A 24,176-nucleotide genomic window follows, 5' to 3' on the forward strand; every position below is an offset into this window, starting at 1 on the left:
AATCCGCCGCGCGCGCGAATGGGACGAACGCAGACGCGGTGGGCGTCCGGGCCAAGCCCTGCGCGGTGGTGCCGCGCCGCCTCTCGCGGACGATCGGCGAAGGGAAAACGTTGACCCGGTCCGCTCCCGCATTTCCCGTGGGAACCACCTCAGTCGCCCGCTCGATCTCAGCGCGATGGTATTTGCCTCCCACGTTTCCATCCCATCCGGACGCCCACTCCGTCATTACTGCTCCCGGCTCGCGGCGAGGGTGAGTCTCACGCTGCGGTGGAGCCTCCTGACGATCGTGGCGCTGCTCGCGATCGCGCGCGCGCCGGGCCGGCCGTTGCCCGTGCCGTTTCAAAGCGAGTACCACGCGGAAATCTGGGGACTCGAGGAAGGGTTCCCCGAGAATTCGTGTTCGGGGATCGTGACGTCGCCGGAGGGTTATCTGTGGCTCGGCACGTTTCGCGGGCTGGTGCGTTTCAACGGATCGGAATTCAAGCCGTGGGCGCCGGCCGCGATGCCGGGCCTGAGTTCGATCGTGATCATCAACATGTATCGCGACAGCCGCGGTCGCGTGTGGTTCAGCACGGCGGAAGGGCTCGTGATGAACGACGGACCCGTGTGGAAAAAATGGCGTGCGGACGAAGGCTGGGACGACGCGGGCGATTATGTCCGCAGCTACGCCGAGGACGCCAACGGCAATCTCGTGCTCACGCGTTTCGGCGGCCGGGTGTATCGCCTGGACCAGGACGTGTTCCGGCCGCTGCCCACCCCGCCCGGCGCCGGCGGATCATTGTGTGCCTACGATCGGTCCAACCAGCTTTATGTCGTACGCAGCGGCTTTGTCGGACGGCTGGTCGATCGCGAGTGGGTACCCATCGAGCCCGACTCCACTCTCGCCTCGCGCGTCCTCGGCACCGGTCAGGATCGCGCCGGCAACGCCGTCGTGATCTGCACGGACGAGGTGTTGCGGCTCCAGGACGGGGCGGTCACCTCGCGCGTGCGGCTCTCGCGCCGCGTGGGTATTTTCTGGCGGCTCACCGAAGACGCCTCAGGCGCACTATGGCTGCCGTCGGTTGATGCCGGCGCGTATCGCATCCAGCCCGACGGGACCGTGAAACAGTTTCTCAAGGCGGACGGCCTGCCCCATTCCGGCGGCACGCGCGTGGTGCACGTCGACGGCCATGGCAGCATCTGGATCGGCAGCGGCGTCGGCGGATTCTCGCGTTTCCGTCCCGTGCGTTTCCGCCATGTGGGCGAAAAGGAAGGCATCGGCGATCGCGAAACGACCACCCTCGCGCCGCTCAAGAGCGGTGACGTTCTGCTCAGCGCCTCCGGTGACGGCCTCTGGACCTTCGACGGCGGCACGGCCGTGAAGCGCGTCGAACTGCGCGACGCGCCCACCGCTTATTTCCGTTCCGTGCTGCAGACGCAGGACGAACGGACTTGGGTCGGGACCTTCGGTCAGGGACTCCGGCAGCTCGAGGGCGACACGCTCACTCCCGCCGCCGTCGAGATCTTCGGCCGCACGGAAACGATCACTTCGCTTTTCGAGGATTCGCGGCAGCGCCTCTGGGTCGGCGGCGATCACCGGGTGGCGTTCCGCTCCGGCGACACGTTCACTGCAGTCGATCTTGGAACGGAAGCCGGCCCGTGGCGGCCGACGCTGTTTGCCGAGCGGCGCGAGGGCACGGTTCTGCTGGCGCGACGCCACGTGATCTTTGGCTACGGCCCGACCGGGCTGGCCGCGGAGCCGGTGGTCCGCCTGCCGGCCGACTGGCGCGTCTCCACGCTAGTCGTGGACACCCGGGATCGGATCTGGATTGGCACCAGCGGGCACGGGCTCGCGGTTTTTGACGGCGGCCGACTGTTTCGCTTCGATCCCGAGCGCGGCCTGCCGGGCACCAGCATCGCGGCGCTGACGCAGGACCGGCAGGGCCATTTGTGGTTCGGTGCCGGCCGCAAGATCGTGCGCGCGGATCCGGACGAACTCCGCAGCGCGGCGGAAGACCGCCGGGTGCAACCCGAGCTGAAGGTGTTCGATCAGGACGACGGCCTGCGCGAACTTGATTTTCCCACCGGCACGCAACCCACGGTCGCACGCGACGCCGCCGGCCGGCTGTGGTTTGCACTGATCCGAGGTGCGGCGATGGTGGATCCCGCCACGATCACATTGAACGATCTTCCGCCCAAGGTGATGGTGGAATCGATCAGCTTCGTGCCGGACGGCGCCCGCCAGCCGATCGAAATCGCGCTCTCCGAGACGAGCCCCGCGCCGGTCCTGCCTGCGGGCAGCCGGATGATTCGCATCAGTTATGCCGCCTTCGATTTCATTGCCCCACGCAAGCAGCACTTTCGCGTCCGCCTCGGCGACGCCGAGGACTGGCAGGATATGGAGCGGGAAAACGTCGTCAGCTTCCTCGAGCTCCCCGCCGGGCGTCACACGCTCCAGATTCAAGCCGCGGGCAGCGACGGCGTGTGGAACCTCGCGGGCGCCAAGCTCACTTTCGAGATCGCTCCGTTCTACTGGCAGACCGGCTGGTTTCGCGGCCTCGTCGCGTTCGGCCTCGTGGGGCTCGTGGGCAGTGCGGCGTGGTTTGCCGCGGAGAGCCGCACGCGCGTGGCGCGCGATAAACTCGAACGCGAACGCCGGCTGGCCTCGGCCCAGGTCCGGCTCGGTCTCGTGCTCGAAAACACCAGCGACTTCGTCGCGTTCACCGATGCCGAGGAAAGCCTGGTGTACGTCAATCGCGCCGGCCGATCATTGATCGGACTGCCGACCGCGGCCGACGTGCGGGCGACGTCGATGGCGACCGTGCTGCCGGAGTGGGCGCGCGAACAGCTCACGCGCGTGGCGCTGCCGGCCGCGATGCGGGACGGCACGTGGTCGGGCGAGTCCGCGTTGCTGCATCGCGACGGCCATGAAATTCCCGTGTCGCAGGTGATCCTGGCGCACCGCGCGCCGGACGGCCGGCTCGACTTCACGTCCATGATCGCGCGCGACATTTCCGCGGCGAAGCGGCACTCGATGGTGCAGGACGCCCTGCGCGGCCTGGCGGCCTCGTTGACCGCGGCGCTCGAACCCAGGTCGCTGGGTGCCACGGTGGCGGCGGCGTGCCGCACGCTGTTTTCGCATGATGCGTTCTTCCTCGTCCTGCTCGATCCGCGTGGCGCGGTGACGTTCGGGGCCTACATGGAGGACACGGCCGAAGGCGACAACCGCCCGCGCGAGGTGCCCTCAAACATTCACACGCTGAGCGCGCAGATGCGTCCCGTCCTGCAGGGCACGCCGCTGCTGGTGAACCGCGACGGTCCCCAGGACCAGTCGTTCGCGGACGCGTTCGAACCGTGGGGCAACGAGCGCCGCCGGAGCCGCTCCATGATGCACGCCCCGGTGCTCTGGGAGACGCGCGTGATCGGCATCGTGTCGGTGCAGAGCTACACCGTGCACCGCTACCAGCCGCCGGATCTGCAGCAGCTGCAGACGCTCGCCGATCATTGCGGCGCCGCGATCGCCCGCATGAACGTCGAGGCCTCGCTGCGGAAGAACGAGGAGCGGCTCCGGCTCGCGATGCAGACGGCGCGCATGGGATCATGGGAGATTGACGTGGACACGCGTTCCGTCCTCGCCTCGCCCGAGGCCGAGGATGTCTACGGCTACCTCCGTGGCGCGCTGTCGGGTCCGGTGGAAAATCTCGCCGCGCGTGCCGCGGAACCCGCGGCCACCGAACTTCGCTACCGGCTCAACGCGCTGCTCGACGGCCGCGCGCCGGATCTCGACTACACCCACCGGTTGATTCTGCCCGACGGCCGCGAACGCTGGCTCGAGTTGAAAGGACACCGCCAGCAACGCGCCGACGCCACCGCGCCGCTGCGGATCATCGGCGTGACGGCCGACATCACGAGCCGCCGTCTCGCGGAGCTCGAGCGGGCCAAGCTCGAGGAGCAGCTGCGCCAGTCGCAGAAGCTGGAGGCCATCGGCACGCTCGCCGGCGGCATCGCCCACGATTTCAACAACATCCTGACCGCCATTCTCGGCAACGTTGAACTCGCCCTCGTCGAGTCCGATCCCGACAAGCTCACCCGCGACTCCCTCGAGAAGATCAAGTTGTCCGGCCAGCGTGCCCGCGATCTCGTGCGCCGCATCCTCGCCTTCAGCCAGCCGCACGAGAACAAGCGCCAGCTCACCGCGCCGCGCCTCGTGGTGGAGGAGGTCGTCAAATTGCTGCGCTCGACCATACCCGCCGGCGTGGAACTCACGATCACGTCCGCCGCCGATCTTCCGCTGGTCGAAATCGACAGCACCGAGCTGCACCAGATGCTGCTCAATCTCGGCACGAACGCGTGGCAGGCCATCGAGAGTGCGCAGGGCCGGATCACGTTCGCGCTCGACGTCCGGACGATGGCGAGCGGCCGGAGCGACACGCCGCCCGAGCTCAAACCCGGCCGTTATGTGCGCCTCGCGGTGAGCGACACCGGCAAGGGCATCCCGGCGGCGGTGATGCCGCGCATCTTCGATCCGTTCTTCACCACCAAGCCGCCTGGCGAAGGCACGGGCCTCGGCCTCTCCGTCGTCCACGGCATCCTCCGCGCCAATGGCGGCGCCATCAAGGTCACCAGCACCGTGGGCGCGGGCAGCCTCTTCGAACTTTACTTCCCCGCTTCCACGGCCACCGCGCCGAGCGCACCGGTTCCGGTCCGCCCGCCGGCTGCGCCGCCCCAGGTGGGCAAAGGCGAGCGCATCCTGTTCGTCGACGACGAGGAGGCGCTCGTGCTGGTCGCCGACCGCGTCTTCAGCCGCGCGGGCTACGCCATCACCACCTGCATGCGACCGCGGCAGGCGCTCGCGTTGTTCCGCGACGACCCGCTGGCCTTCCAACTGGTCGTATCCGATCTTTCGATGCCGGAGATGTCGGGTCTCGATCTCGCGGGCGAACTCCTGCGCATCCGGCCGACCCTCCCCGTCATCCTGACGTCCGGCTACCTCCGTCGCGGCGAGGCCGCCGCGGCGCGCAAGGTCGGGGTGCGTGAGATCGTCGAGAAGCCCAACACGCCGCAGGACCTGCTGCCGATCATCGCCCGGCTGCTCAAGACCGCATCGAACGCCGGCTCGGTGCCGCCGGTGGATTCGAGTCTTGCCGGGTAGCGTGACGTCGAGGCGGCGCCCCAACTGGTGCCAATTTGCCACCACTCGCCGCGCCTTGCCTGCACCCCACCCGCGCAGCTCCCCTTTCACCCGCGTCGATTCCGCCATGCGGCCCGCCGCGTGAACTTCGTCAGCCCCGCCCTCCCATCATGACCCTGTCTCCCCTGCGCTTCGCCCTTGCCTCCGTGTTGACCACTTTCGCTGCGACCGTGTTCGCCGCCACCACGCCCGAACAGGTCGACGTGTTTGTGTCGGGTCGCGACGGCTACAACACGTACCGCATTCCCGCCGTGATTCAGGCGAAGAACGGCGACCTGCTCGCGTTCTGCGAAGGGCGCAAGAGCGCGGGCGGCGACAGCGGTGACATCGATCTCCTGCAAAAACGCTCCCGTGACGGTGGCCGCACCTGGAGCGCCGCTCAGGTCGTGTGGGATGATGCGGCGAACACCTGCGGCAATCCGTGTCCCGTGCTCGACGAGTCGACCGGCACGCTGTGGCTCCTGCTGACGCACAATCTCGGCACCGACCGCGAGCGCGAGATCGCGGCCCGCACCGCCAAAGGCACGCGCACCGTCTGGCTCACGCATTCCGAGGATCACGGCGCCACCTGGGCGGCGCCGATCGAGATCACTGCAACGACGAAAAATCCGGCCTGGACGTGGTACGCCACCGGCCCCGGCGTGGGCATTCAGATCAAGGACGGTCCGCACGCCGGCCGGCTCGTGATTCCGTGCGACCACAACTACGACGACGCCGAGACCAAGACGCATCTCTCCGGCTCGCACACGATTCACTCCGACGATCACGGAAAAACCTGGCAGCTCGGCGGCGTCATCCGGCCCAAGGTCAACGAGTGCCAGGTCGCTGAGCTCTTCGACGGCCGCGGCACGCTGCTCATGAACATGCGTTCAAATTACCGCCGCAACGTCCGCGCCCAGGCGACGAGCACGGACGGCGGACTGACCTGGACGCCGCCCGTCGACGCCACGCCACTCATCGAACCCGTGTGCCAGGCGAGCCTGATCCGGCACGAGGCCGCACGCGTGCTGGTGTTCTCCAATCCCGCCGCCACCACGCGCGTGCAGCTGACCGTGCGCGTCAGCGCCGACGATGGCCGCACGTGGCGAGAACTCGCCGAACTGCACCGCGGTCCCTCCGCCTACTCGAGCCTTGTCGCGCTGGGAGCGACGGAAGTCGGCTGCCTCTACGAACGCGGCGAGAAACGCGCCTATGAGTTGATCACGTTCGCGCGCCTCAGCGTGAAGTGACGCCGCTGGCGCCGTATCCAGAATCATGCCACGCGCGGGTTCCGACGCCCGTCCGAGCATGAGCCCGCGCGGCGGCCCGGCGCGCACGGTGCCCTGAGGTTACAACGGGAACGCCGGCCTCCGGCCGCCATGGAGTCGCTGCCGGCGGGACACCTGCGCTCCGGGTGACGAGCGACGTGACGTGGACTCCGCTTACGGTCCGACGATTGTGAGTTCGCGCCGCGCGAGGACCTTTGCACCCTGCCCGCTCATGTAGCGCACCTCGGCGACGCCGGCGCTCTTGGGCGCCGTGAGTTTCACCGGCGTTCCCTTGGTCAGATCGGCGTAGCTGGCGTATTGGCCATCCGGAGACGTCTTGGGCACGAGCGTAAGGTAATCGCCCGGGTTGCCCGGCCCCGTCCACTGCACGATCACCGTGGCGCCGGTGACCGCCTGCGCGGGCGCGTCGAGGGTGATGGCCGCGGCTACGATCTGAATCGGCCGGCGGGCCAGCACGCGTGCGCCCGTTCCGGTCATGTAGCGCAGCTCGGCCGGGCCGGCGTCGATCAGCGCGGTGATCTCAAGCGGCGAACCCTTGGCCGTGTCCGTATAATTTCGATACTGCCCGTCGGGCGTGCCCTTCGGCACGACGGTGATGTAGTCGCCCGGATTCTTCGGGCCCCGCCAGGTGACGGAAAACTTGGTGCCGGCGACGACCTCGGTCGCGGCTTCAAGTGACATCTCCGGCGCGACGATCACCAACGCGCGCCCGCCGAGGATCTTTCTTCCCTGACCGCTGACATAACGAATCTCCGCCGGCCCTGGCACGACCGGAGCGTTGACCGACAACGGCGAGCCCCTGGCGGTCTCCGCATAGTTGCCCACGGCGGCGTCCGGCGCGCCGTGCGGCACGATGCAAACATAGTCGCCGGGGTTGTTGGGCCCGGACCAGGTGACCGTCACGGCGGTACCGAGAACAGCGGCTTCCGGGGCCGTAATTGTCGCGCCCACGGGCCGCACCACCAAGGCGGCCCGCGCCAGCACGGTCTTCGATCGCACCGTGACGTAGCGCACTTCCCACGCGCCGGATTCCATCGGGGCCACCAGCGTCAGGGGTGAACCGTGATGCGTCTCGCGATAATTTTCGTAGGTGCCCGAGGCCGCGTCCGGCCGCACGATCGTGAGATAGTCGCCGGCGTTGTCCGGCCCGGTCCACGCCGCGCGAAACTCCATCCCTGCATCGACCTGCTCAGGGATCGCGAGCGTGGCGGCCGAGAGCCGTTCGTCCACACGCGGCGCAGCAACGGTCGGGGCCACCGGCGCGGTCGCGGCGGCAGGCGGGACGCTTTGCACCGGCGCTGACACCAACGGACGGGCCGGTCGCGAGCAGCGGCCGAAAACGAGCAGCAGCGCCAGCACGGCAACAAGCAGCAGAACGACTAGGACGAGATTTCGACGGGAACGATTGGACATGACGACAACAGGAAAAGCAGCGGCAGCCCGCGACAGCGGTTGTTGCCGAATACTCCGTTCCACCCCGCGTGCACGGGGCGATGCAGCGAAACCGGCCACGTGCCGTTCGCCAGCGCGCGACGGAACGCACGCCTTTCCGTCAGCGCGGGACAAGCCGCGCCGACCTCCGGCGGATGGGAACGCGCTGCATTCGCCACCCGTCGAAGCCCGCCCCGCGTCAGTCGCGAGGCGGAATTATTTTGCTCGCGCCTCTTGCCGGGGCGCGAGTGCCGGTGACCTCAGGTCAGACGAAGGCCGAGCCAAACCACTGCTGGAATTGTTCACCCAGCACCGGCAACGGTTTCTTCTCTCCGTTGATCGCGGCGATGAGTCCCATGACCCACAGGACGAAAAGCCCGATCCACGCGCACAGGCTGACGATCCAGCCGACGAACGGAATGAAGGCGACAATCATGGCGGCGATCATCACCGCGAGCGACGTCAGGATCAGCCCCAGTGACTGCCGCAGATGAAACGCGCCCAAACTCGTTTTCTTCGAGCTGTGCATGATGATCGCGACAATGAAGCCGATGAGCGTGAGGTAGCTCAGGATGGCGATGGTTTTATCTTCGCCGACGGCGCTGGCCGGGGCACTGACAGGTTCGTTGCTCATGTGGTTGAAGGGAGGACTCGGATGCTATGACCGCCGAAATGGTAATTCAATGCTGGTGTTCGCCGGGACGCCTGCGCTCCCGCTTCACGACAACATCCTAACGAAACGCCCTCGATCCTGCCAGTGGCCGGCCGGCCCGGGGCCGAACGGCCCAGCTCGCGTCATGCGCGTCGCGACGTGCGCGACACCGCGCGGGCCTACTTCTTCGGCTTCGGCAACTTTGTCCGAAACACCGGCACGCTGCGCGGCGCCGACGCGGCAGCGTCGGTGTTCTCGAAACGCGTCCACCCGGCGTTGCCCACATAGAAAAAATCATCGTCCGTCGCGATGCAGCCCAGCGACGGCGCCGCCATCGTGATGTGGCCCGACTCAAGCACGGTCACGGCCGCGATACTTTCCGCCGCCCCTTCGAGGTCGATGCGCAGCACGCGACTGGGCCGGAGTCCGTTTTGAATCGCGAGAATCTGCCCCTGCGGGGTGAGCGCGAGTCCATCCACCCCAATCAGCGACGTATCCGGTGGCGACTCGAGCCGGCGCACGTTCCTGCTGGCGAGATCGACCCGGAGCAGACCGTTGGCGTGGTCGGCCAGGATGACGACGCCGTCCGGCAGCAACGCGATGCCTTGCAGCGAAAGAAACTCGTCGCTCTCCACCACGGCTTCGAGCGCACTGCCGCCCGGCGCCAGCCGCCAGAGCGTCGGACCGCCGCTGTCAGTGACGTACACGCTCCCATCCGGCGCGAGCGCGAGATCCCCGAGCACATGGGATTGTTGGTCGCCGGCGCGTCGCACCACAGGAATCGTTCGCCGCACTGCGCCACTGTCCAAATCAATTTCCGCGAGCGCGGCGGTGCCGTCCATGTCGGGAGTGAAGCCGCGCATCGCCGCCACGGCCGACGTCGCCGCCCACAGCGTTCCCGCCGCCTCGTCGATCGCCAGGCCGAAGACGCCGTACAACGTGTCGCCCTCAGGCGTGAGCCGCCGCAGCGCGCCGTCCTTGCCGCGCACCCAGACGGCGCGGGCGTTGACATCGCCGAAATAGAACTCGCCGGTCTTGGCCCGCCACGCGATCCCCTCAATCAGCCCGGTGACATCGCGCAGGGAAAACGCGATTTCGCCCGCGCCCTTGGGATACGTATTCGCGGTGATTTTCTTAACCACCGCCTTGAACTCCGGCCTCGCCCGGAGCGCGGCGAAGTCCTCCGATTTTTCCACCGGCGAACTCAACCCGAGCCGCGCGAGTCGCTCCAGCGTGGCCAGAGCGTCGTCGGCGCGATCGTTGGCCAGTTGAGCCGCGGCCAGATTCACGAGCATGCGGGGAAAATCCGGCCGCAACGCGACGGCCGCTTCCATCTTCGCGAGATAACCCGGCTGATCGCCTTTTTCGGCGGCAGCGGTGGCATCGCGCGCCAGCTGCATCGCTTGCGTGGCGGAGGATTCCGCCGCCATACCGGACGCAACACCGCCGAGCAGACCCGCCAGCCCGAGTAGAAACGTTGCGCGCCGGGTGATCACGCGATTGCCCACGCGCGGACGAACCGCGGGTCAGAGGCCGAGAATTGCACGCAGCAACGCGGAGACAAGTTGCAGCGGATTCCCGCCGCCACCACTGCCGCCACTCGGTGGGCCACCGCCGCCACCGGGTTGTCCACCGGCACCGCCGCCGCCGGACTGCCCGCCGCTCTGCTGACCGCCACCTTGCTGGCCACCGCTTTGCTGGCCCGACTGGCCGGATTGACCTGATTGACCGGATTGGCCTCCGGACTGGCCGGAAGAGCCGCCCTGGCCTCCCTGTTGGCCGGCGCGACTGCCACGCTGGTTGGAAGCGACCTGTTTCTGGCCGCCTTGGCTCCCGCCCTGACCGCCTTCGCCACCCTCTCCTCCCTCGCCACCTTCGCCGCCCTGGCCGCCGCTTTTGCCACCCTTGCCGCCTTTGCCGCCCTTGGAACTGCGATCGGCAATGGCGCCGCTCTCGCCGTCGCCACCTTCGCCAGAGCCGCCCTTGCCGCCTTTTCCACCCTTGCCGTCACCGTCACCGCTGCCGTTGCCATAAGGGTCCTTGTCCTCGGCGTTGGGGATGCCGTCACCATCAATATCGGGATCGAGGGAGTTCGGGATCCCGTCGCCGTCCATGTCGTCGTCCTTGGAATTGGGAATGCCGTCGCCGTCCAGATCGCCGTCGGGACCGTTGCGGCCGTCGCCACCCGCCGAGGACGTGCCGCGGATCTTGGAGTCCATCGAGCCAAAGCCGTAATCGTCCTGCGCGTTCGGAATCCCGTCACCGTCAATGTCGGGATCCTGGCCGTTCGGAATCCCATCGCCGTCCATGTCGTCGTCCTTGGCGTTTGGAATGCCATCGCCATCGAGATCGCCGTCCGGGCCGCTCTTTCCATCGGCGGAAATGCGTCCCATACCCTCGGTGCCGCCCGCGCCACCGCCACCGCCGTCACCGCGTTTGCCGAAAACGCCGGAGAACGTGAAACGCACGAAATCCACCTGGCTGCTCGCGAGCGTGGCGCGGTTGCGAATGGCGGCATCGCGCACCGTCTCCATGTCCCACTTGCGCTTGCGCGCATCCTCGCGCTCGGCCAGCGGACCGAAGAGGCAGGTCAGGTTTTCGTGACGATAACGCACGTACCAGCCTTCGTCGCTGGGACCGAGGCCGGTGACGTTGATGCCGGAATATTTCTGGCGGAATTCATCCGCCGGCAGATTCATCAGATCCTCGATCGCATCGACGGGATAGATGACGGTGACCGCCCGCACGAGCGGGAGCGTCACGGCGAGAAAGAGAGCGAGGAGGGAGAAGCGAAGGGGTTTCACCGGGGCGAGCTGGATGAGTGATCAGAGCCCCGCGGGAATCACGCGGCCTTTTTCAACGCGGTTGCCGCTGCCGGCACCGCCCGACCCTTTGCCGCCCGAGCCCGTGCCTTTTTCGTGCTGCTGGGTTTGTCCGGCCACCTGCTGCTGGGCACCGACCACCCCGGCCTGCGCGCCAGCGGACGGATCGATGCGCATCGCCTTGTCGCCGATGGCCACCTGACCCGGTTTCTCGCCTGGACCACCCGCCGGACCGCCCGCCGGTTGGCCAGCGGCGTCGCCGCCGAGCTCGCCGACTTGAGTTCCCTGCGGCTGACCGCCGGGATCGCCGGCACCCGCCACCGGTGCACCGGCCGCATTTGGATTTTGCGGACCACCCGCCTGGGCTCCGCCGGCCTGCTGCGCGCCCGCGGGAGCGGACGGCGCGCCGCCCTGCTGGCCGCCTTGCTGCGCCTGCTGGCCCTGCGCACCACCACCGCCCTGCGGCAAACCCATCGGCATCTGATTCTGCTGACCGCCGCCGGCACCGCCGGGCGGTTGACCCTGCGGACCGCCGACCTTGCCGCTGCGGGCGTTCTCGTCGCCGGGCAGTTCAAAATCCCCGATCATGCCGTGCTCGGACTTCTTCTCGGGCGGCTGGCTCGAACCGTCGAGCAGCGCAGGATCGGGGAGCAGCGCCCGGGGCGAGCCCGGTCGCGCGGTGGAATTCCGATTCGCCGCCGAAGCAGGCACGGTCGAGCTGGAAGAACGGGTCGAGGTCGTTTCGGCGCCCGGTAGGGCGGACGCCGTCAACGCCACGACCGCTGCGGTGCAAACGCCGCGGCGAAAGAAGGACTTCATCATCGGGAGAGCTTAACTACGGTCCGCCGAGACCGTGCACGCAACCGTGACCGTGGGCGGGGTGGTGCCGTTGCGGACCTGGAGGAGCATCTGGACGTCGCGATAGCCCTTGCGGCGACCAACGATGTCATAGTCACCCGGAAGCATTTTGATGACTTCGCTTTCAATTTTCTTCGGCGCGCGAAAGTTGGAGATGGCCACCCAGGTGTTGCCGTCGGACTTGAAAGTGACCTCAACCGGCTTGCTCTGCTGCTGCAGCAGCGCGCGGAGCTGCATGACACGATCACCCGCTTCGAGGTAGGCAGGCTTCACCGCCATCGCGTCGTTGAAGCGTTTCAACGCCGCCTGGAACTCCGCCTTGTTGGCGAGCTGCTCGGCGGCCTCGATGTAGCGTTCGTACTGCAGCAGCGCGCGAATGACCGTGCCGGCGCGCGTGTAGCCTTCCTTGGCCTCGCTGTGATCAGGCTGCAATTCGAGCGTCTCGTGATAGGCATCTCGCGCCTCGCGCCACTGGTAGGCCTTCTCGTAGGCGAAGCCTTTGGCCAGCGCCTTTTGCACCGCTTCCTTGTGGGCGCTTTCCCGGGCGGACTTCAACGCGGCCTGCACGTCGGCTTTCTGCGGATACACCTTCAACGCGGCCTGAAACTCGGCGATCGCCTTGGGCCAGTCCTTGGACTTCACCGCGGCGTCCGCGGACGACTTCGCCGTCGCAAACTTGGTTTCCTTTTCGAGCCGGGCCGCGCGCGACTGGCCTTCCTGAGCGGCGGCGGAAAACGCATCGAGCGCGAATGCCTTCTTGTAGGCCTCGGCGGCCTCGGCGTACTGCGCCTGCTTCTCGAGGTTTTCGCCCTGCTGCAGCAATGCGTACACGCGGTCGATGTTCTCCGCCCGCTTGAGACCCTGGGTCGCGACGTCGTTGCCCGGTGCCTTCTCCAGCGCAGCTTGAAACGCGGTCTTCGCCTCGGCCTTTTCACCCTTCGAGAGGGCTTTTTGTCCGGCGAGAAGATTGTCGCGGACGAAATCCGCCATGGCCTGCTCGGCCTTTTTCAACTCGGCGAACGCGCCGTCGAACACCTTCTTGGCGCCCGTGAAATTTCCGTCGGTCAGCAACTGACGTCCGGCACCCGCCGCCTCAAACGCCGCTTCGAGCGTGCCGGGAGCGAGCGTGCGAGCCAGTTCGAGATCCTTCACGCGCAGCAGAATCTTGTCATAGGCCTGCTTGGCCTCGCCCTTGATTTTGACGTTGGTGCTGAACGCCTCGATGTCGTGGTTCAGGCTCTCCAGCACGACGTACGCCTTGGAAAATTCATGATCGCCGAGCAGGAGCTGACTTTGCTGATAGTTTTTCTCCATCAGAATCATCTGCTGCAGTTGAATCGGGTGATCGGCCGGCATGCGGCGGAGTTCGCCGAGCGACTTGGCCACCATCTCGTGCAACTGCTCCGCCTTGGCGCGACTGATGAAGGCGGAGTTCGCGTCGGCCACGCTTTCACCCGGGGCGGCGGTGGCGACTCGAGGACTGAACACCTCGGGACCGAAGACCAGCTTGGCGCCGCGGATGACCACCGCCGCGACCAGCAGCAGTCCGAAGAAGCCGCCGACAGTCCAACCGAGAATGCGTTTCCACGTCCAGCGCCGGCTGACCTGTTCACGACCGGCGTCGGGGTTCCAATGGATGATGCGGCGCTTCTTGCCGGAGTTGGGATCGATTTCCTCAGCCATGATGAAGGTGGGACGAACGTTTCAAAAAAGAAGAGCGGTGGGACGAATGACGCACACGGGCGATTTTGGTTAGACGAGCGAGGCTGGTCTTCGTTCAGAACGGGGTGAAGTCTGAGTGGAGCGACAATGCGAGGATCATGCCAAAATGCAAAGGGCATCGCGCAATTCGGCGGACCTTTTTGGTAACGATTTGGTCGCATCGCCCGCGTGGTGACACTTGCCAAACTTCGCAACCCACCTATCTGTTCCGCCGGCGCCTCCCCTCCCTTTCCCGCTCCGCCATGAACGTGCCCGCCCGCCCTCTCCTCCTGGCTCTCTCCGCCCTGCTCATCGCTGGCTGCTACGAAGTCCCCGTCACCGGTCGCAAGGCCATGAACCTCGTCGACGACAAGGAGGTGACGAAGATGAGCATCGCGATGTTCGACGATATGAAGCGGCGCTATCGCGTATCCCGCGACAAGGATCGGATCGAACAGCTCCAGCGCGTCGGCTCGCGGATTTCCAAGGTCGTTTTCTGGGACATGCCCGACGCCGACTGGGAGTTCGTGGTCTTCGATGTCCCGCAGATCAACGCGTTCGCCATGGCCGGCGGCAAAGTGGGCGTGTTTACCGGACTGTTCAAAATTGCGAAGACGGATGACGAACTCGCCTCCGTGATCTCCCACGAGATCGCCCACGTCACGGCCAAGCACGTCCACGAAAAGCTCTCGCGCGAGCTCGCCGTTTCCACGGTGGGTGCAGTCGGCATGATCGGCGGACTCGCCGGCGGCGCCTCCGGCCTGACAGTCGATGCGCTCAGCCAGGTCTACGGTTTGACCACCGGAATCTCCGGCTTCGCCTTTGACCGCGCGAAGGAAAAGGAGGCGGATTACGTCGGCCTCATGTACATGGCCCGCGCCGGCTACGATCCCCAGGCCGCAGTCCGCGTGCTGGAAGCGCTGGAAAACGAATCCGCCAACGACCCGGTGCAGCCGGCCTTTCTCTCCACGCATCCGACGCACCCGGAGCGCATCATTCAACTGATGGACGCGATGCCCAAGGCTCTCGCCGAACGGGAAAAGAGCGGCGCGCGGACCGGTCCGATTGTGATCAAGTAAACGGCGTTGGGCCGGGACGCAGCCGGGATGGCTCGGACTCGCCTATCTCCGCGGCCCACTAACGCACCAACGATTCCAGGTAGGGGCGCGCCTCGTCCGCGCCCGACCTGCGTTCCGTCATGTTTCCCGGGCGTGCACAACGCACACCTCTACGGGAACGACTCCCTCGTTTCATCGGTTCCAGACACAAAAAAAGGCGGACCGAAGTCCGCCTCGTAGTGAGTTGAGCCGAGCCGCGCTCAGTCATCACTGCGCCGCCCCGAAAGCAGCAGCAGGATGTGGAGCAAGCTGCCCAACGCGGCCACAAACGCGGCCACATAGGTCAACGCCGCGGCATCGAGCGTCTGGTTGACGCCTTCCATCTCGTCGCGATCGACGATGCCGAGGTTGACCAACTGCGCCTTCGCCCGGCGGCTGGCGTCGAATTCGACGGGCAGCGTGACCAGGTGGAAGAGACAGATGACGCCCAGCGCGACCGCGCCGAAGAGCAACAAGGTGCCGCCAATCTTCGAGCTGATCAGGAAGATACCCGCGATGAGCACGAAGTTCGCGACGCCGGCTGCGATCTGCGTGGCCGGTGCGAGCGTCTGGCGAACGCCCATCATGGCATAACCGACCTTCTGCTGAATCGCGTGACCGGCCTCGTGCGCCGCAATGCCCAGCGCCGCGAGGCTCGTGCCGTGATAGACGTCCTGCGAAAGCGCGAGGCGCTTGTTGATGGGATCGAAGTGGTCGCTCAACTCACCCGGAACCTCGACGATTTCGATGTCGTTGATTCCGGCCGACTGCATGACAGCCCGGGCCGCTTCAGCGCCCCGGATGCCGCCCCGCGAGAGGATCTGCACATTCTTCCCATACGCGCTCCGAATCTTCATCTGCGCATACAGGCCGAACAGCATGGGAACGATGATGAGAACAATCCAGATAAGCATGTGAGGATGTATGTGAGGATGTGGGCTGTGGTTTGATCGGTTGTCGGGTCCCGGGATGGCCCGGGACAGGGTTGAACTTATCCATCCCGGGCGATTTGCCAGCGTAAAGGGCGCGATTGGAAACGGACGCCCTCCGTTCCAACCGCCAGCCTGACTCTATCCAGCATCCAAGACAGCCCCCCGCGAATCACGCCAACGGCCGCGATTTCATCAGCCCACATTGAGTCCGGGCGCTTGACAGGGAGGTCGCTCTTGGAGTGGGAGCTCACGTCAATTTCTTCACCTTCGGGACCATTCGCGTGATTCGCGGGCAACGGAGCTGTTCCGCATCGCGCAAAGAGGCGAAGGCGCATAGGCGGGAGAAAGAAAGTGCGGTTCAAAACGGAAACCCGATCGAGAAATGCCACGTGCCCGGCGGATCGGCCGGACGCGGATTGATGTTTCGGCCGTACTCGAGGCGCAGCGGGCCGATCAGCGTCTGGTACCGCACGCCCAGTCCGGCCGAATAGAGCTTTTCCGCAAACGGATAGTCCTTCAACGACTCCGTGCTGCCCAGCGCATCCACGAACGCCACGGCCGACCAGTTGGGCGTCACCGCCTGCTCGAGTTCGAGATTGCCCAGCAGATAACTCTTCGCGCCCACGAACAAGCCGTCAGCGCCGCGCGGTGCCGCCTCGCCCCGCTGGTAACCGCGGATCGTGCTGTCGCCGCCGGGATAGAACCGCTTGTTGACCGGCAGCGTGCTGCCGTCCGAACCGAACGTCGTGATGACGCCGTGACTGAGCGCGACATGAAACCAGCGGCCGCCGCCCCAACCCGTGTGATAAGCGCCCGCGACTTCATAACGCTGATACGTCGACTGTCCGCCGAGCCGCGGATCGGCCGACTCCACCTGGGCCGACCAATGGTAGCCGCGCCGCGGGCGCAGCGGATTGTCACGACGATCGCCCGAGAGCCCGACATTCACGCTGGCGACGTTGAACTGGCGATCGTCCGTATCCCGGGTCGCGAGCGCGTTGCGCCGGTTGCGGAGGGCTTGAAACGTGTAGCCCGCGGTCGCCTCGCCGGCGATGGCGCGCACGGGCCGCTTGAGCGAGAGATTCAAGCCGAACTCCTGGCGCAGAAACGCGATCTCCCGGCGCTGCAGGCCGAACAGCCGTGCCGTCCCGTCGAGCGACTCACCAAACAGCTCCGGCACCGTGTAGGTCATGTCACCGCTGCTGCTCTTCATCGACTGGACCAGCGCGATGCGGCCCTGGTGCGCGAGCCCGAAGAAATTCAACTGCCGGTGCTCCACCCCGGCCCTCGCCTGCTCGTAGCTGCCGTAGCCCATCAGCAGATTCGTCTCGTAGCGCGGACTTTCCCGGAGCTTGAACACCGGATCGCGCACCGGCCCGTCCGCGGGCTCGGTGCGCAGATCGACCGCCTCGAACACGCCGAGCCGGGAAATCCGGTAACGGGCCTGCTCGAGCGCGACGAGGTCGAGCGCATCGCCGGGTTCCAGCCGCACGCGGCGGCGCAGCACGCTCTCCTTCGTGTGCGCGTTGCCCTCCAGCCGTATCCGACCGACGGTGACGCGCGGGCCCGGGACGATCGTGGCCACGACCGTGGCGCCCTTGACGCCATCCTGCGCGGGATCCGCCTCGGCCTCCACGTGCACGCCCAGGTCGGGAAAGCCTTTGACGTAATACGCACGCCGCACCGCCTCGCGCAGATCCTCCTGCAACGTCATCGACCACGGCTGCCCCAGCCACTGCGCCGCGGCGGGCAGTTCAACCTCGAGCGTCTCGTCGCGTTGGAACTGGACGTCACGCACGACCCAGCGCACGCCTTCGCGCACCGTCACGCGCACGACGACGCGACCGGTCTGGTCGTCCGCCTGGTTCTCCACCCGCACGTCAGATTCCGCATAGCCGCGCTGGCGGAGTTCGCCGGTGAGCGCGTCGGCCGCGCGCGCGACCCGCGACGGTGAAAACGGGTTCGTGCGCGCGCTGCCAAAGAGCGCCGACTCGAAACGAAACAGTGACCTCGCTTTGGCCGGGGCGAGCGCGGTCAGTCCCGTGAACTCCACGTCGGCGACATAGTAACGCGGTCCCGGCGTGAGCTTGAAGGCAACGTCGCGCGCGCGCAGTGGCCGCGGCAGCGGATTCTCGAAGGTCGGATCGAACACGGCGCGCTTTTCCGCGCCGTCGTCGAGGGTCATCACGATCTCGATCCCGGGCCGCTGATACCCTGCCTCGCCGAGCGTCGACGCCAGGATCACCGCGGCATCCTCAATCGCGTTCGCATCGATCACCTGCAACTGATCCGTGCCGAGCAACCGGTTCAGGGCCACGCGGAGTTCTCGATCCCGCCACCAGCCTGCGCCGTCGACCGCGAGCTTCACGGTCGGCGCGGGTGCGGCCGGCATCACCGGCACCGCGGCCAGCAGCAGGAGACTCACCAGGCACGCGTGCCAGCGGCGGCCGTCATTTCTTCGCGTCGTCATTCTTTTTGTCGGCGGGCCGGCCGCCGAAGATCCGCCACTTCATGCCCGCATTGTACTCGTCGAACTCATTGTACTCACCCGTGAGCGTCCAGCGATCGGAAAGCTTGTATTCAATGTCGTAGGTTTCGCGGCCCTGCCGGGAGATCTTTTCGCCGGATGCCACGCTCAGGCGATCGGCCTCGGCCGCATCCGCGCCCACACTCGCCAGCAGACTCTGGCCGAGAAACAGGCCGACGTTTGCCACGCGCTGGGTCGCGGATCGCGTGAGCTGGTTTGTCGGCGCGGCGCCGGTCATCACCATCAGCAGGACCTGCTCGGAATCCAGCGCCGGACTGGAGTTGAAGGCGATCTCCGGCTGCGTCGCGCTGCCGTCGATCTCCATCACGAGTTCGTAACCGTACCGGCGTCCTGCACCTCGCACATAGACCGCCGGTTCGTACGGATCCGCCTCGGTCAGCCGCACCGCGCCCTGCGTCACCGTGAAGCTTGTAAAAGGCATCCGGATACTGCCCTCGTCGATCGTCGCCTCGCCGATCGCCCGCGGTTCGCCGAGCGTGCCGCCGAGCCGGAAGCGGGCCGAAGCCAGACCCGTGAAGACCGGGGTGCGCAGCCGCAGGAATTTTTCCCCGACGACGTCCACGGCCAGCTGCCACGCGTTGATTGGCACGGTCTCAATCGCAAAGTACGGCGGCCGGCGGCGCGCGGTCGTGCCGCCCTTCGGGAGGAACGATCGGATATCCGAGAGAAACAAACTGTCCCGCAGCCGCACCGTGCCGCTGAGCCGGACCGCGGCATCCTCGGCGGTCTGCAACTTCAAATCGAGATCACCCCGCAGCAACAGTCCGGTCTGGCGCACGAAGGGCAGATTTTCGCCGCGCAAGATCAGGTTGTAGCGCGGTTCACCGGCATCCGGCAGTTCGACGGTACCGGTCAACGTCACGGGCTGTCCGCCGCTCTTCGCCTTCACCTCCCGCAAGGTGATCATGCGGCCCGCCAGCGTGGCTTCCGCTGCGATCTCCTGCACCACGCCGAGCGGACCGAGCGGGCGCGAGGCTGCGTCCCGCAGTCGCACAAAACCGTCGAACCCGCCCTGCGCGTAATGCAGATCCGCCTGCAGTCGTCCCTTCGGCGCCAGCACGGCGGGCAGGAAACGCGTGAACACCGCAACCTCGGCGTCAGGCACCTCGAGGCGCACATCGGCGCCGCGGCGGGCCACCAGCAACGGCTGGCGGATCAACTCCGCCCACGATTCGTCCAACAACGGCAGCCGGCCCTGCGCGCGCACCGCCTGCCCCTCGACGCTCAGCGAAAACCGACTGAGCGTGAAGCCCGTCCGGTCGCCCGAGATCTCAACGTCGAGCGCGTCGATCGCCGGCAGTGGCCGCGCGAAGCGCTTCGCGTCGAGCGTGATTCTCGCCGCCTGTAACGTCGCCTTCCCTTCCGGCCGCTGCCACGTGCCGCCGAGGCGTGCGGTCACGCGCGGATCCCGGAGATCGACGCCACTAACCGCGGCCAGCCGCGGCCAAAAGGCGGCGTTGGGTGCCACGTCCGCCTCGAGTGCCAGCGCGCCAGCGGGGTCGATGCGAACCCAGCCGCCTCCGCCGGGATGAACGGTCAGCGGCACGCGCCCCGTCGCCGCGACGACGGCGATTTCGCCCTCCATGGCACGAAGCGATTCCACGACCAGACCGTCCGCGGCACCGCGGGCCTTCACTGCAACCGTCGCCGTCCGCTGCTCGCCGAGATCCACCGCCACGTCGGACGTGAGCGCAAATATCATCGGCCCGCGGTCCCACGTTCCTTCCGCCACCAGCCGGGAAACAGTCCAGGGTGGTCCGGGCAGCGCGACAAAATCAGCCGACCAGCGCGACGGCAGTTGAAAAGCGGATACGCTAATCCGACCGCTCTCGCCGGCCGTCGCCGCCATCTCGAGACTGCCGTCCGGGCCCGTGAGCCGCAGCGGCTCGAGCCGGAGTTGCGGCCGCCAGTGCAAGGTCGCGGGCGCACTCAATTGCAGTCGCATGGCATCGGACTGCCGGAACTCCAGTGTGGCGAACGTCAGTGACAACGGGCCCGCGCTCCCGGTGGCGCGCACCACGCTGGCACCGGCGCTCACCTGCGCCGTCAGCTCGGCGATGTTCGCGGCCGCGCCCCGCCATTCGAGCGTCAACGCGAGCGGATTCACTCCGGCAAACGTCACGTCCGCCGCTTCCAACCGGCCGTGATGACGGATTTCCGCCAGCGGCCCCTCGCCGGCCAGCGTCACGTCCACGCGGTCGAACGTCGGTTGCGCCGGCAGCCAGCGGGCCAGCGACGCCCGGCGTAGTTGCCCCGCCATGACACCGCCGAAAAGTTCCCTCGTCGCAAAATCCCAGCCACCGCTCCAGGTGAGCTGCCCGCCTTCCCCACCCTCGAGCGTACCGGTGGTGATCTCGAGCCGCGGCCAGTTCAGCCGGCCCTTCGCGGCTGCGGCCGCGATCGCGACGTCGCGCGCCCGCACGGTGCGGGCTTCCGCGGCAAATTCCACGGTCGGCACACCCGCTCCGGTCGTTACCACCTGCGCGTCGGCGGTGAACGCACCCGTCGCCGTGAACCAGGGCATTTGCGCCAGATCGCCCTGCAGCGAAAACCGCGCCGGCGTTTCGCGCAGGCCCGACGTTCGCGAAAACACGACCGGCGCACTCAACGTGGCGGTCAGTCCCGGCAGCACGGCCCGCACCGTCTCGATCGTGAACGCCTGCGTGTCGCCGTCGCCGCGGAGTTTCACCTCGAGCGGCGGCGCGGACGTGCCCTCCCGCGGCTCACCCGTCGCACTGATGTCCGTGACAAACCGATCCTCCCGCCATTCGAGTTTTCCCGCGGCCCGCACCGCCGTATAAAGCGCGCCGAGCTTCACGCGCTCCGCGGGCACGTTCCATCCGGTGGCGTTGAAACTCGCGGCCGCCGGCAGCCAGCCGCGCGGACCAAAGGTGGCGTCCACCGCCACCGGCTGTTCCCACCACGTCAGCCCGCCCTGCACACGCGAACCGATGCTCTCGAGGGTCGCGCCGGCCTGGCCCGCAAACGCCCGCGCCGTCACGCGAATGACGCCGTCCGCCCCGAAATCAACCGTCGCCGTATCGGCCGTCACACTACGGTAGACGACGTCGCGCAGCGCGATCTCGCGTCCCGTCCAGCTGCCGCCCGCCGTTGTCACGCCGCCGCCCGGCCAGTTCACCGCGCCCGCGCCGGCGCTCGCGCGCGGCAGCCAGCGTTCGAGTTGCACCGCGATCCGCGCGAGCAGCGCCCGGAGCCAGACCCAGCCACGATCGACAGTGGGCGCGGACGGCGTGGAACTGCGTTCAACGTCCACCTTCCATTCGCCGACGTTCACCGGTGCGGACTGTTTCCACGTCTGCCGCCACAGCCAGACGAACGGCGTGTCGACTTCCACGCGCGTCGCAGTGACGCGCACCGTGGCGCGCCGGTACTCGACGTCGTGCAGGGCGAACCGGGCGTAACCAAGTCGTTCATACCGTCCGACCGACAGTCCGCGGGAGCGGCCCGCCGCGGCGAGCGCACTCCCGAACCAGTACGGCAGCGTCCCGATCCCCAGCACGAGGGCGGCAAACGCGATGACGAATAATCGGAAAAGGCGGCGGCGCATGAATGAGGCGAACGACCGCCCGCGCCTTCTCAGGCGGCCGGCGCCAGACCGCAGCGTTGAAGGAGTGCGTTAAGGTCGGGGTCTCGACCCATGAATCCGCGGTACAGTTCCGCCGGATCGGCTGAATTTCCGCGGCTCAGGATATTCGCCACGAACTCCGCCCCGACTTGGGCGCTGAAAATCCCCTCGCGCTTGAAGCGCGTGAAGGCATCCGCATCGAGCACTTCGGCCCACTTGTAGGAATAGTAGCCCGCGGCGTAGCCGACCGGATCCGAGAAGATGTGGTTGAACCGTTTCACCACGGTCGGCGTCGGTGGCTCCGTCGGAATGAGGCAGTCGGCGATCGCCGCGCGCACGGCTGGCTCGACGTCCTTGAGCCCGACGAATTCCGCGGTCCGCATGTGCAACAGCAGATCCATCTTCGCAAACGCCACCTGGCGCATCGTCGCCGCGGCCGAGCGAAAATTTTTCGCCGCCACCAGCTTGGCGAAGATCGCGTCGGGAATTGACGCCCCGGTCTCATGGTGGCGCGCAAACAAATCGAGACTCTCGCGCTCCCACGTCCAGTTTTCCATGATCTGCGAGGGCAGCTCGACGAAATCCCACGCCACGTTCACGCCGTTCATCGATTTGATCTCCACCTCGCCGAGGAGGTGGTGCAGCAGATGACCGAACTCGTGGAACACGGTTTCAACCTCGCGGTGAGTCAGCAGCGCCGGCTTCGCGTCGGCTGCCTTGCCGGTCGGACCGGGCACCGGGGGCGTCATGTTGCCGCAGATCAAACCGAGATGCGGTTTCCGCGTGCCATCGGGCTGCGGTCCGCCCGTGAGCAGGTAGTTCATCCACGCGCCGCCGCGCTTGGACTCGCGCGGGTACCAGTCGGCAAAGAACGAGCCGAGATGACGGCCGGCATGATCGAAGAGATCGTAGTACTTCACCTCGGGATGCCAGACCTCGACGCCCGCGCCGACCGCGCGTTCGACCACCCGCAATCCGAAGATTCGACTGACCAGTTCAAACATGCCGGCGATGACACCGGTCATGGGAAAGTAAGGACGCAGCGCTTCCTCGTCGAAGGCGTACCGGGCCCGGCGGAGTTTTTCGGCCCAGTAGATCACTTCCCACGGCGCCAGCCGCGTCACCGTCCCACCGGTCTGCTGCGCCTTGAACTCCTCGAGCTCGCGGCACTCCTGCGCAAATGCCGGCGCGGCGCGCTGCTGGATATCGTGCATGAAGTCGAAGGCGCGTCGGCCCGAACCCGCCATTCGACGCTCGAGCGTCAGATCCGCGAAATGCGGCTTGCCAAGCAGCGCCGCCTTTTCCGCGCGCAGCTCGAGAATACGGAGGATCAGACCGGTGTTGTCGTGAGGATCGCGCGCGCCGACCTGCGTCGCCGCGGTCCACATCTCGCGCCGCAGCGCATCCTCCTCGAGATACGTCATGAACGGCTCCTGCGACGGCATGTGCAGCGTGAAACGCCAGCCCGCCAGGCCCTTCGCTTCCGCCGAACGCCGGGCGGCCGCCTTCGCGTGTGCAGGCAAGCCCGCCAGCCGCGCTTCGTCCGCTTCCGGCACCAGCAACTGCCAGGCGTTGGTGGAGTCCAGCACCTGTTCGGAATATTTCTGCGTCACCTGCGCGAGTTCGCTTTGCAGCGCCTCGAGTCGCGCCCGCTGGTCCGCCGGCAAATCCGCCCCGGCCTGGCGAAAGTCCTTCACGGTTTCTTCCATGAAGCGGCGATGAATCCCGGTGACGGCCCGCGCCACGGGCGATTCGGCAAACGCCTTCAACCGGGCCCACAGCGGCGCGTTGAGTGCAATGCCAGCCAGGAAGGCGGACACGCGTGGCAGCATCGCGTTGTGCGCTTCGCGCAGCGCTGGCGTGTCGGCGACGGACTGCAGATGCGTCACGCGGCCCCACGCCACCGTCAACGGCTCGGTGGCGTGCTCGAGCGCGAGAAACGTGTTCTCGAATGTCAGGCCCGCGAGCTCTCGCGTTGCGATGGCCTCCACCGCCGCCTGCGCCTCGGCCAACGCGGTTTCAATGCCGGGCGCGATGAACTCGGGCGTCAGCGCCGACCAGCGAATTTGGAACGAAGGGTCGAGAAACGGGTTGTCCGGCATGCGGGGCAA

Annotated in this window: 13 protein-coding genes; 3 read left to right on the plus strand and 10 right to left on the minus strand. The window is 67.0% G+C overall.

Translation table 11 applies throughout. The features are described 5' to 3' along the window. Positions 1-250 precede the first annotated feature (250 nt). Both ACLJEU_RS13425 and ACLJEU_RS13430 read left to right on the plus strand, forming a co-directional pair. Complete coding sequence (locus ACLJEU_RS13425) at positions 251-5,131, plus strand: two-component regulator propeller domain-containing protein (protein ID WP_414664327.1); 4,881 nt, start codon at positions 251-253, stop codon at positions 5,129-5,131. A gap of 149 nt (positions 5,132-5,280) precedes the next feature. Continuing rightward, a complete protein-coding gene (locus ACLJEU_RS13430; RefSeq protein ID WP_414664328.1) occupies positions 5,281-6,399 on the plus strand; it encodes a sialidase family protein in 1,119 nt (372 codons plus the stop codon). A 192-nt stretch (positions 6,400-6,591) separates the two neighbouring features. On the opposite strand, the gene ACLJEU_RS13435 is transcribed toward ACLJEU_RS13430, so the two are convergent. From ACLJEU_RS13435 to ACLJEU_RS13460, 6 genes are all read right to left on the minus strand, one after another. Then, positions 6,592-7,851, minus strand: coding sequence for a ribosomal eL8 family protein (locus ACLJEU_RS13435; protein ID WP_414664329.1), 1,260 nt, complete (start codon positions 7,849-7,851; stop codon positions 6,592-6,594). Between the two features lie 283 nt (positions 7,852-8,134). Next, the gene (locus ACLJEU_RS13440) at positions 8,135-8,503 is read right to left on the minus strand and encodes a DUF4870 domain-containing protein (protein ID WP_414664330.1); all 369 of its coding nucleotides are present in this window, start codon (positions 8,501-8,503) and stop codon (positions 8,135-8,137) included. 197 nt (positions 8,504-8,700) lie between these two features. Next, the gene (locus ACLJEU_RS13445; protein ID WP_414664331.1) at positions 8,701-10,017 is read right to left on the minus strand and encodes an NHL repeat-containing protein; all 1,317 of its coding nucleotides are present in this window, start codon (positions 10,015-10,017) and stop codon (positions 8,701-8,703) included. 30 nt (positions 10,018-10,047) lie between these two features. Then, on the minus strand, positions 10,048-11,325 hold the full coding sequence (locus ACLJEU_RS13450; RefSeq protein ID WP_414664332.1) for a hypothetical protein: 1,278 nt from the start codon (positions 11,323-11,325) through the stop codon (positions 10,048-10,050). Positions 11,326-11,346: 21 nt separating this feature from the next. Further along, positions 11,347-12,165 (minus strand): hypothetical protein, encoded by an 819-nt coding sequence (locus tag ACLJEU_RS13455; RefSeq protein ID WP_414664333.1) that lies wholly within the window; start codon positions 12,163-12,165, stop codon positions 11,347-11,349. A gap of 9 nt (positions 12,166-12,174) precedes the next feature. Then, entirely contained in the window at positions 12,175-13,884 is a 1,710-nt protein-coding gene (locus ACLJEU_RS13460) for a tetratricopeptide repeat protein (protein WP_414664334.1), read from the minus strand. A 281-nt stretch (positions 13,885-14,165) separates the two neighbouring features. Between ACLJEU_RS13460 and ACLJEU_RS13465 the strand changes: the two genes are divergently transcribed. Further along, positions 14,166-14,981, plus strand: a complete 816-nt coding sequence (locus ACLJEU_RS13465; protein WP_414664335.1) for a M48 family metallopeptidase — start codon at positions 14,166-14,168, stop codon at positions 14,979-14,981. A gap of 239 nt (positions 14,982-15,220) precedes the next feature. Here ACLJEU_RS13465 and ACLJEU_RS13470 read toward each other — a convergent pair whose 3' ends face one another. The 4 genes from ACLJEU_RS13470 to ACLJEU_RS13485 all read right to left on the minus strand — a co-directional run bounded on the left by ACLJEU_RS13470 (position 15,221) and on the right by ACLJEU_RS13485 (position 24,167). Next, entirely contained in the window at positions 15,221-15,913 is a 693-nt protein-coding gene (locus tag ACLJEU_RS13470; RefSeq protein ID WP_414664336.1) for a zinc metallopeptidase, read from the minus strand. A gap of 376 nt (positions 15,914-16,289) precedes the next feature. Next, a complete protein-coding gene (locus ACLJEU_RS13475) occupies positions 16,290-18,356 on the minus strand; it encodes a BamA/OMP85 family outer membrane protein (protein WP_414664337.1) in 2,067 nt (688 codons plus the stop codon). A gap of 25 nt (positions 18,357-18,381) precedes the next feature. After that, the gene (locus ACLJEU_RS13480) at positions 18,382-22,047 is read right to left on the minus strand and encodes a translocation/assembly module TamB domain-containing protein (protein ID WP_414664338.1); all 3,666 of its coding nucleotides are present in this window, start codon (positions 22,045-22,047) and stop codon (positions 18,382-18,384) included. A 29-nt stretch (positions 22,048-22,076) separates the two neighbouring features. After that, the gene (locus ACLJEU_RS13485; protein ID WP_414664339.1) at positions 22,077-24,167 is read right to left on the minus strand and encodes a M3 family metallopeptidase; all 2,091 of its coding nucleotides are present in this window, start codon (positions 24,165-24,167) and stop codon (positions 22,077-22,079) included. Between the last annotated feature and the right edge of the window lie 9 nt (positions 24,168-24,176).

It is taken from the genome of Terrisphaera buseokensis (assembly GCF_047521145.2).
Classification (GTDB): Bacteria; Verrucomicrobiota; Verrucomicrobiia; order Opitutales; family Opitutaceae; genus ER46.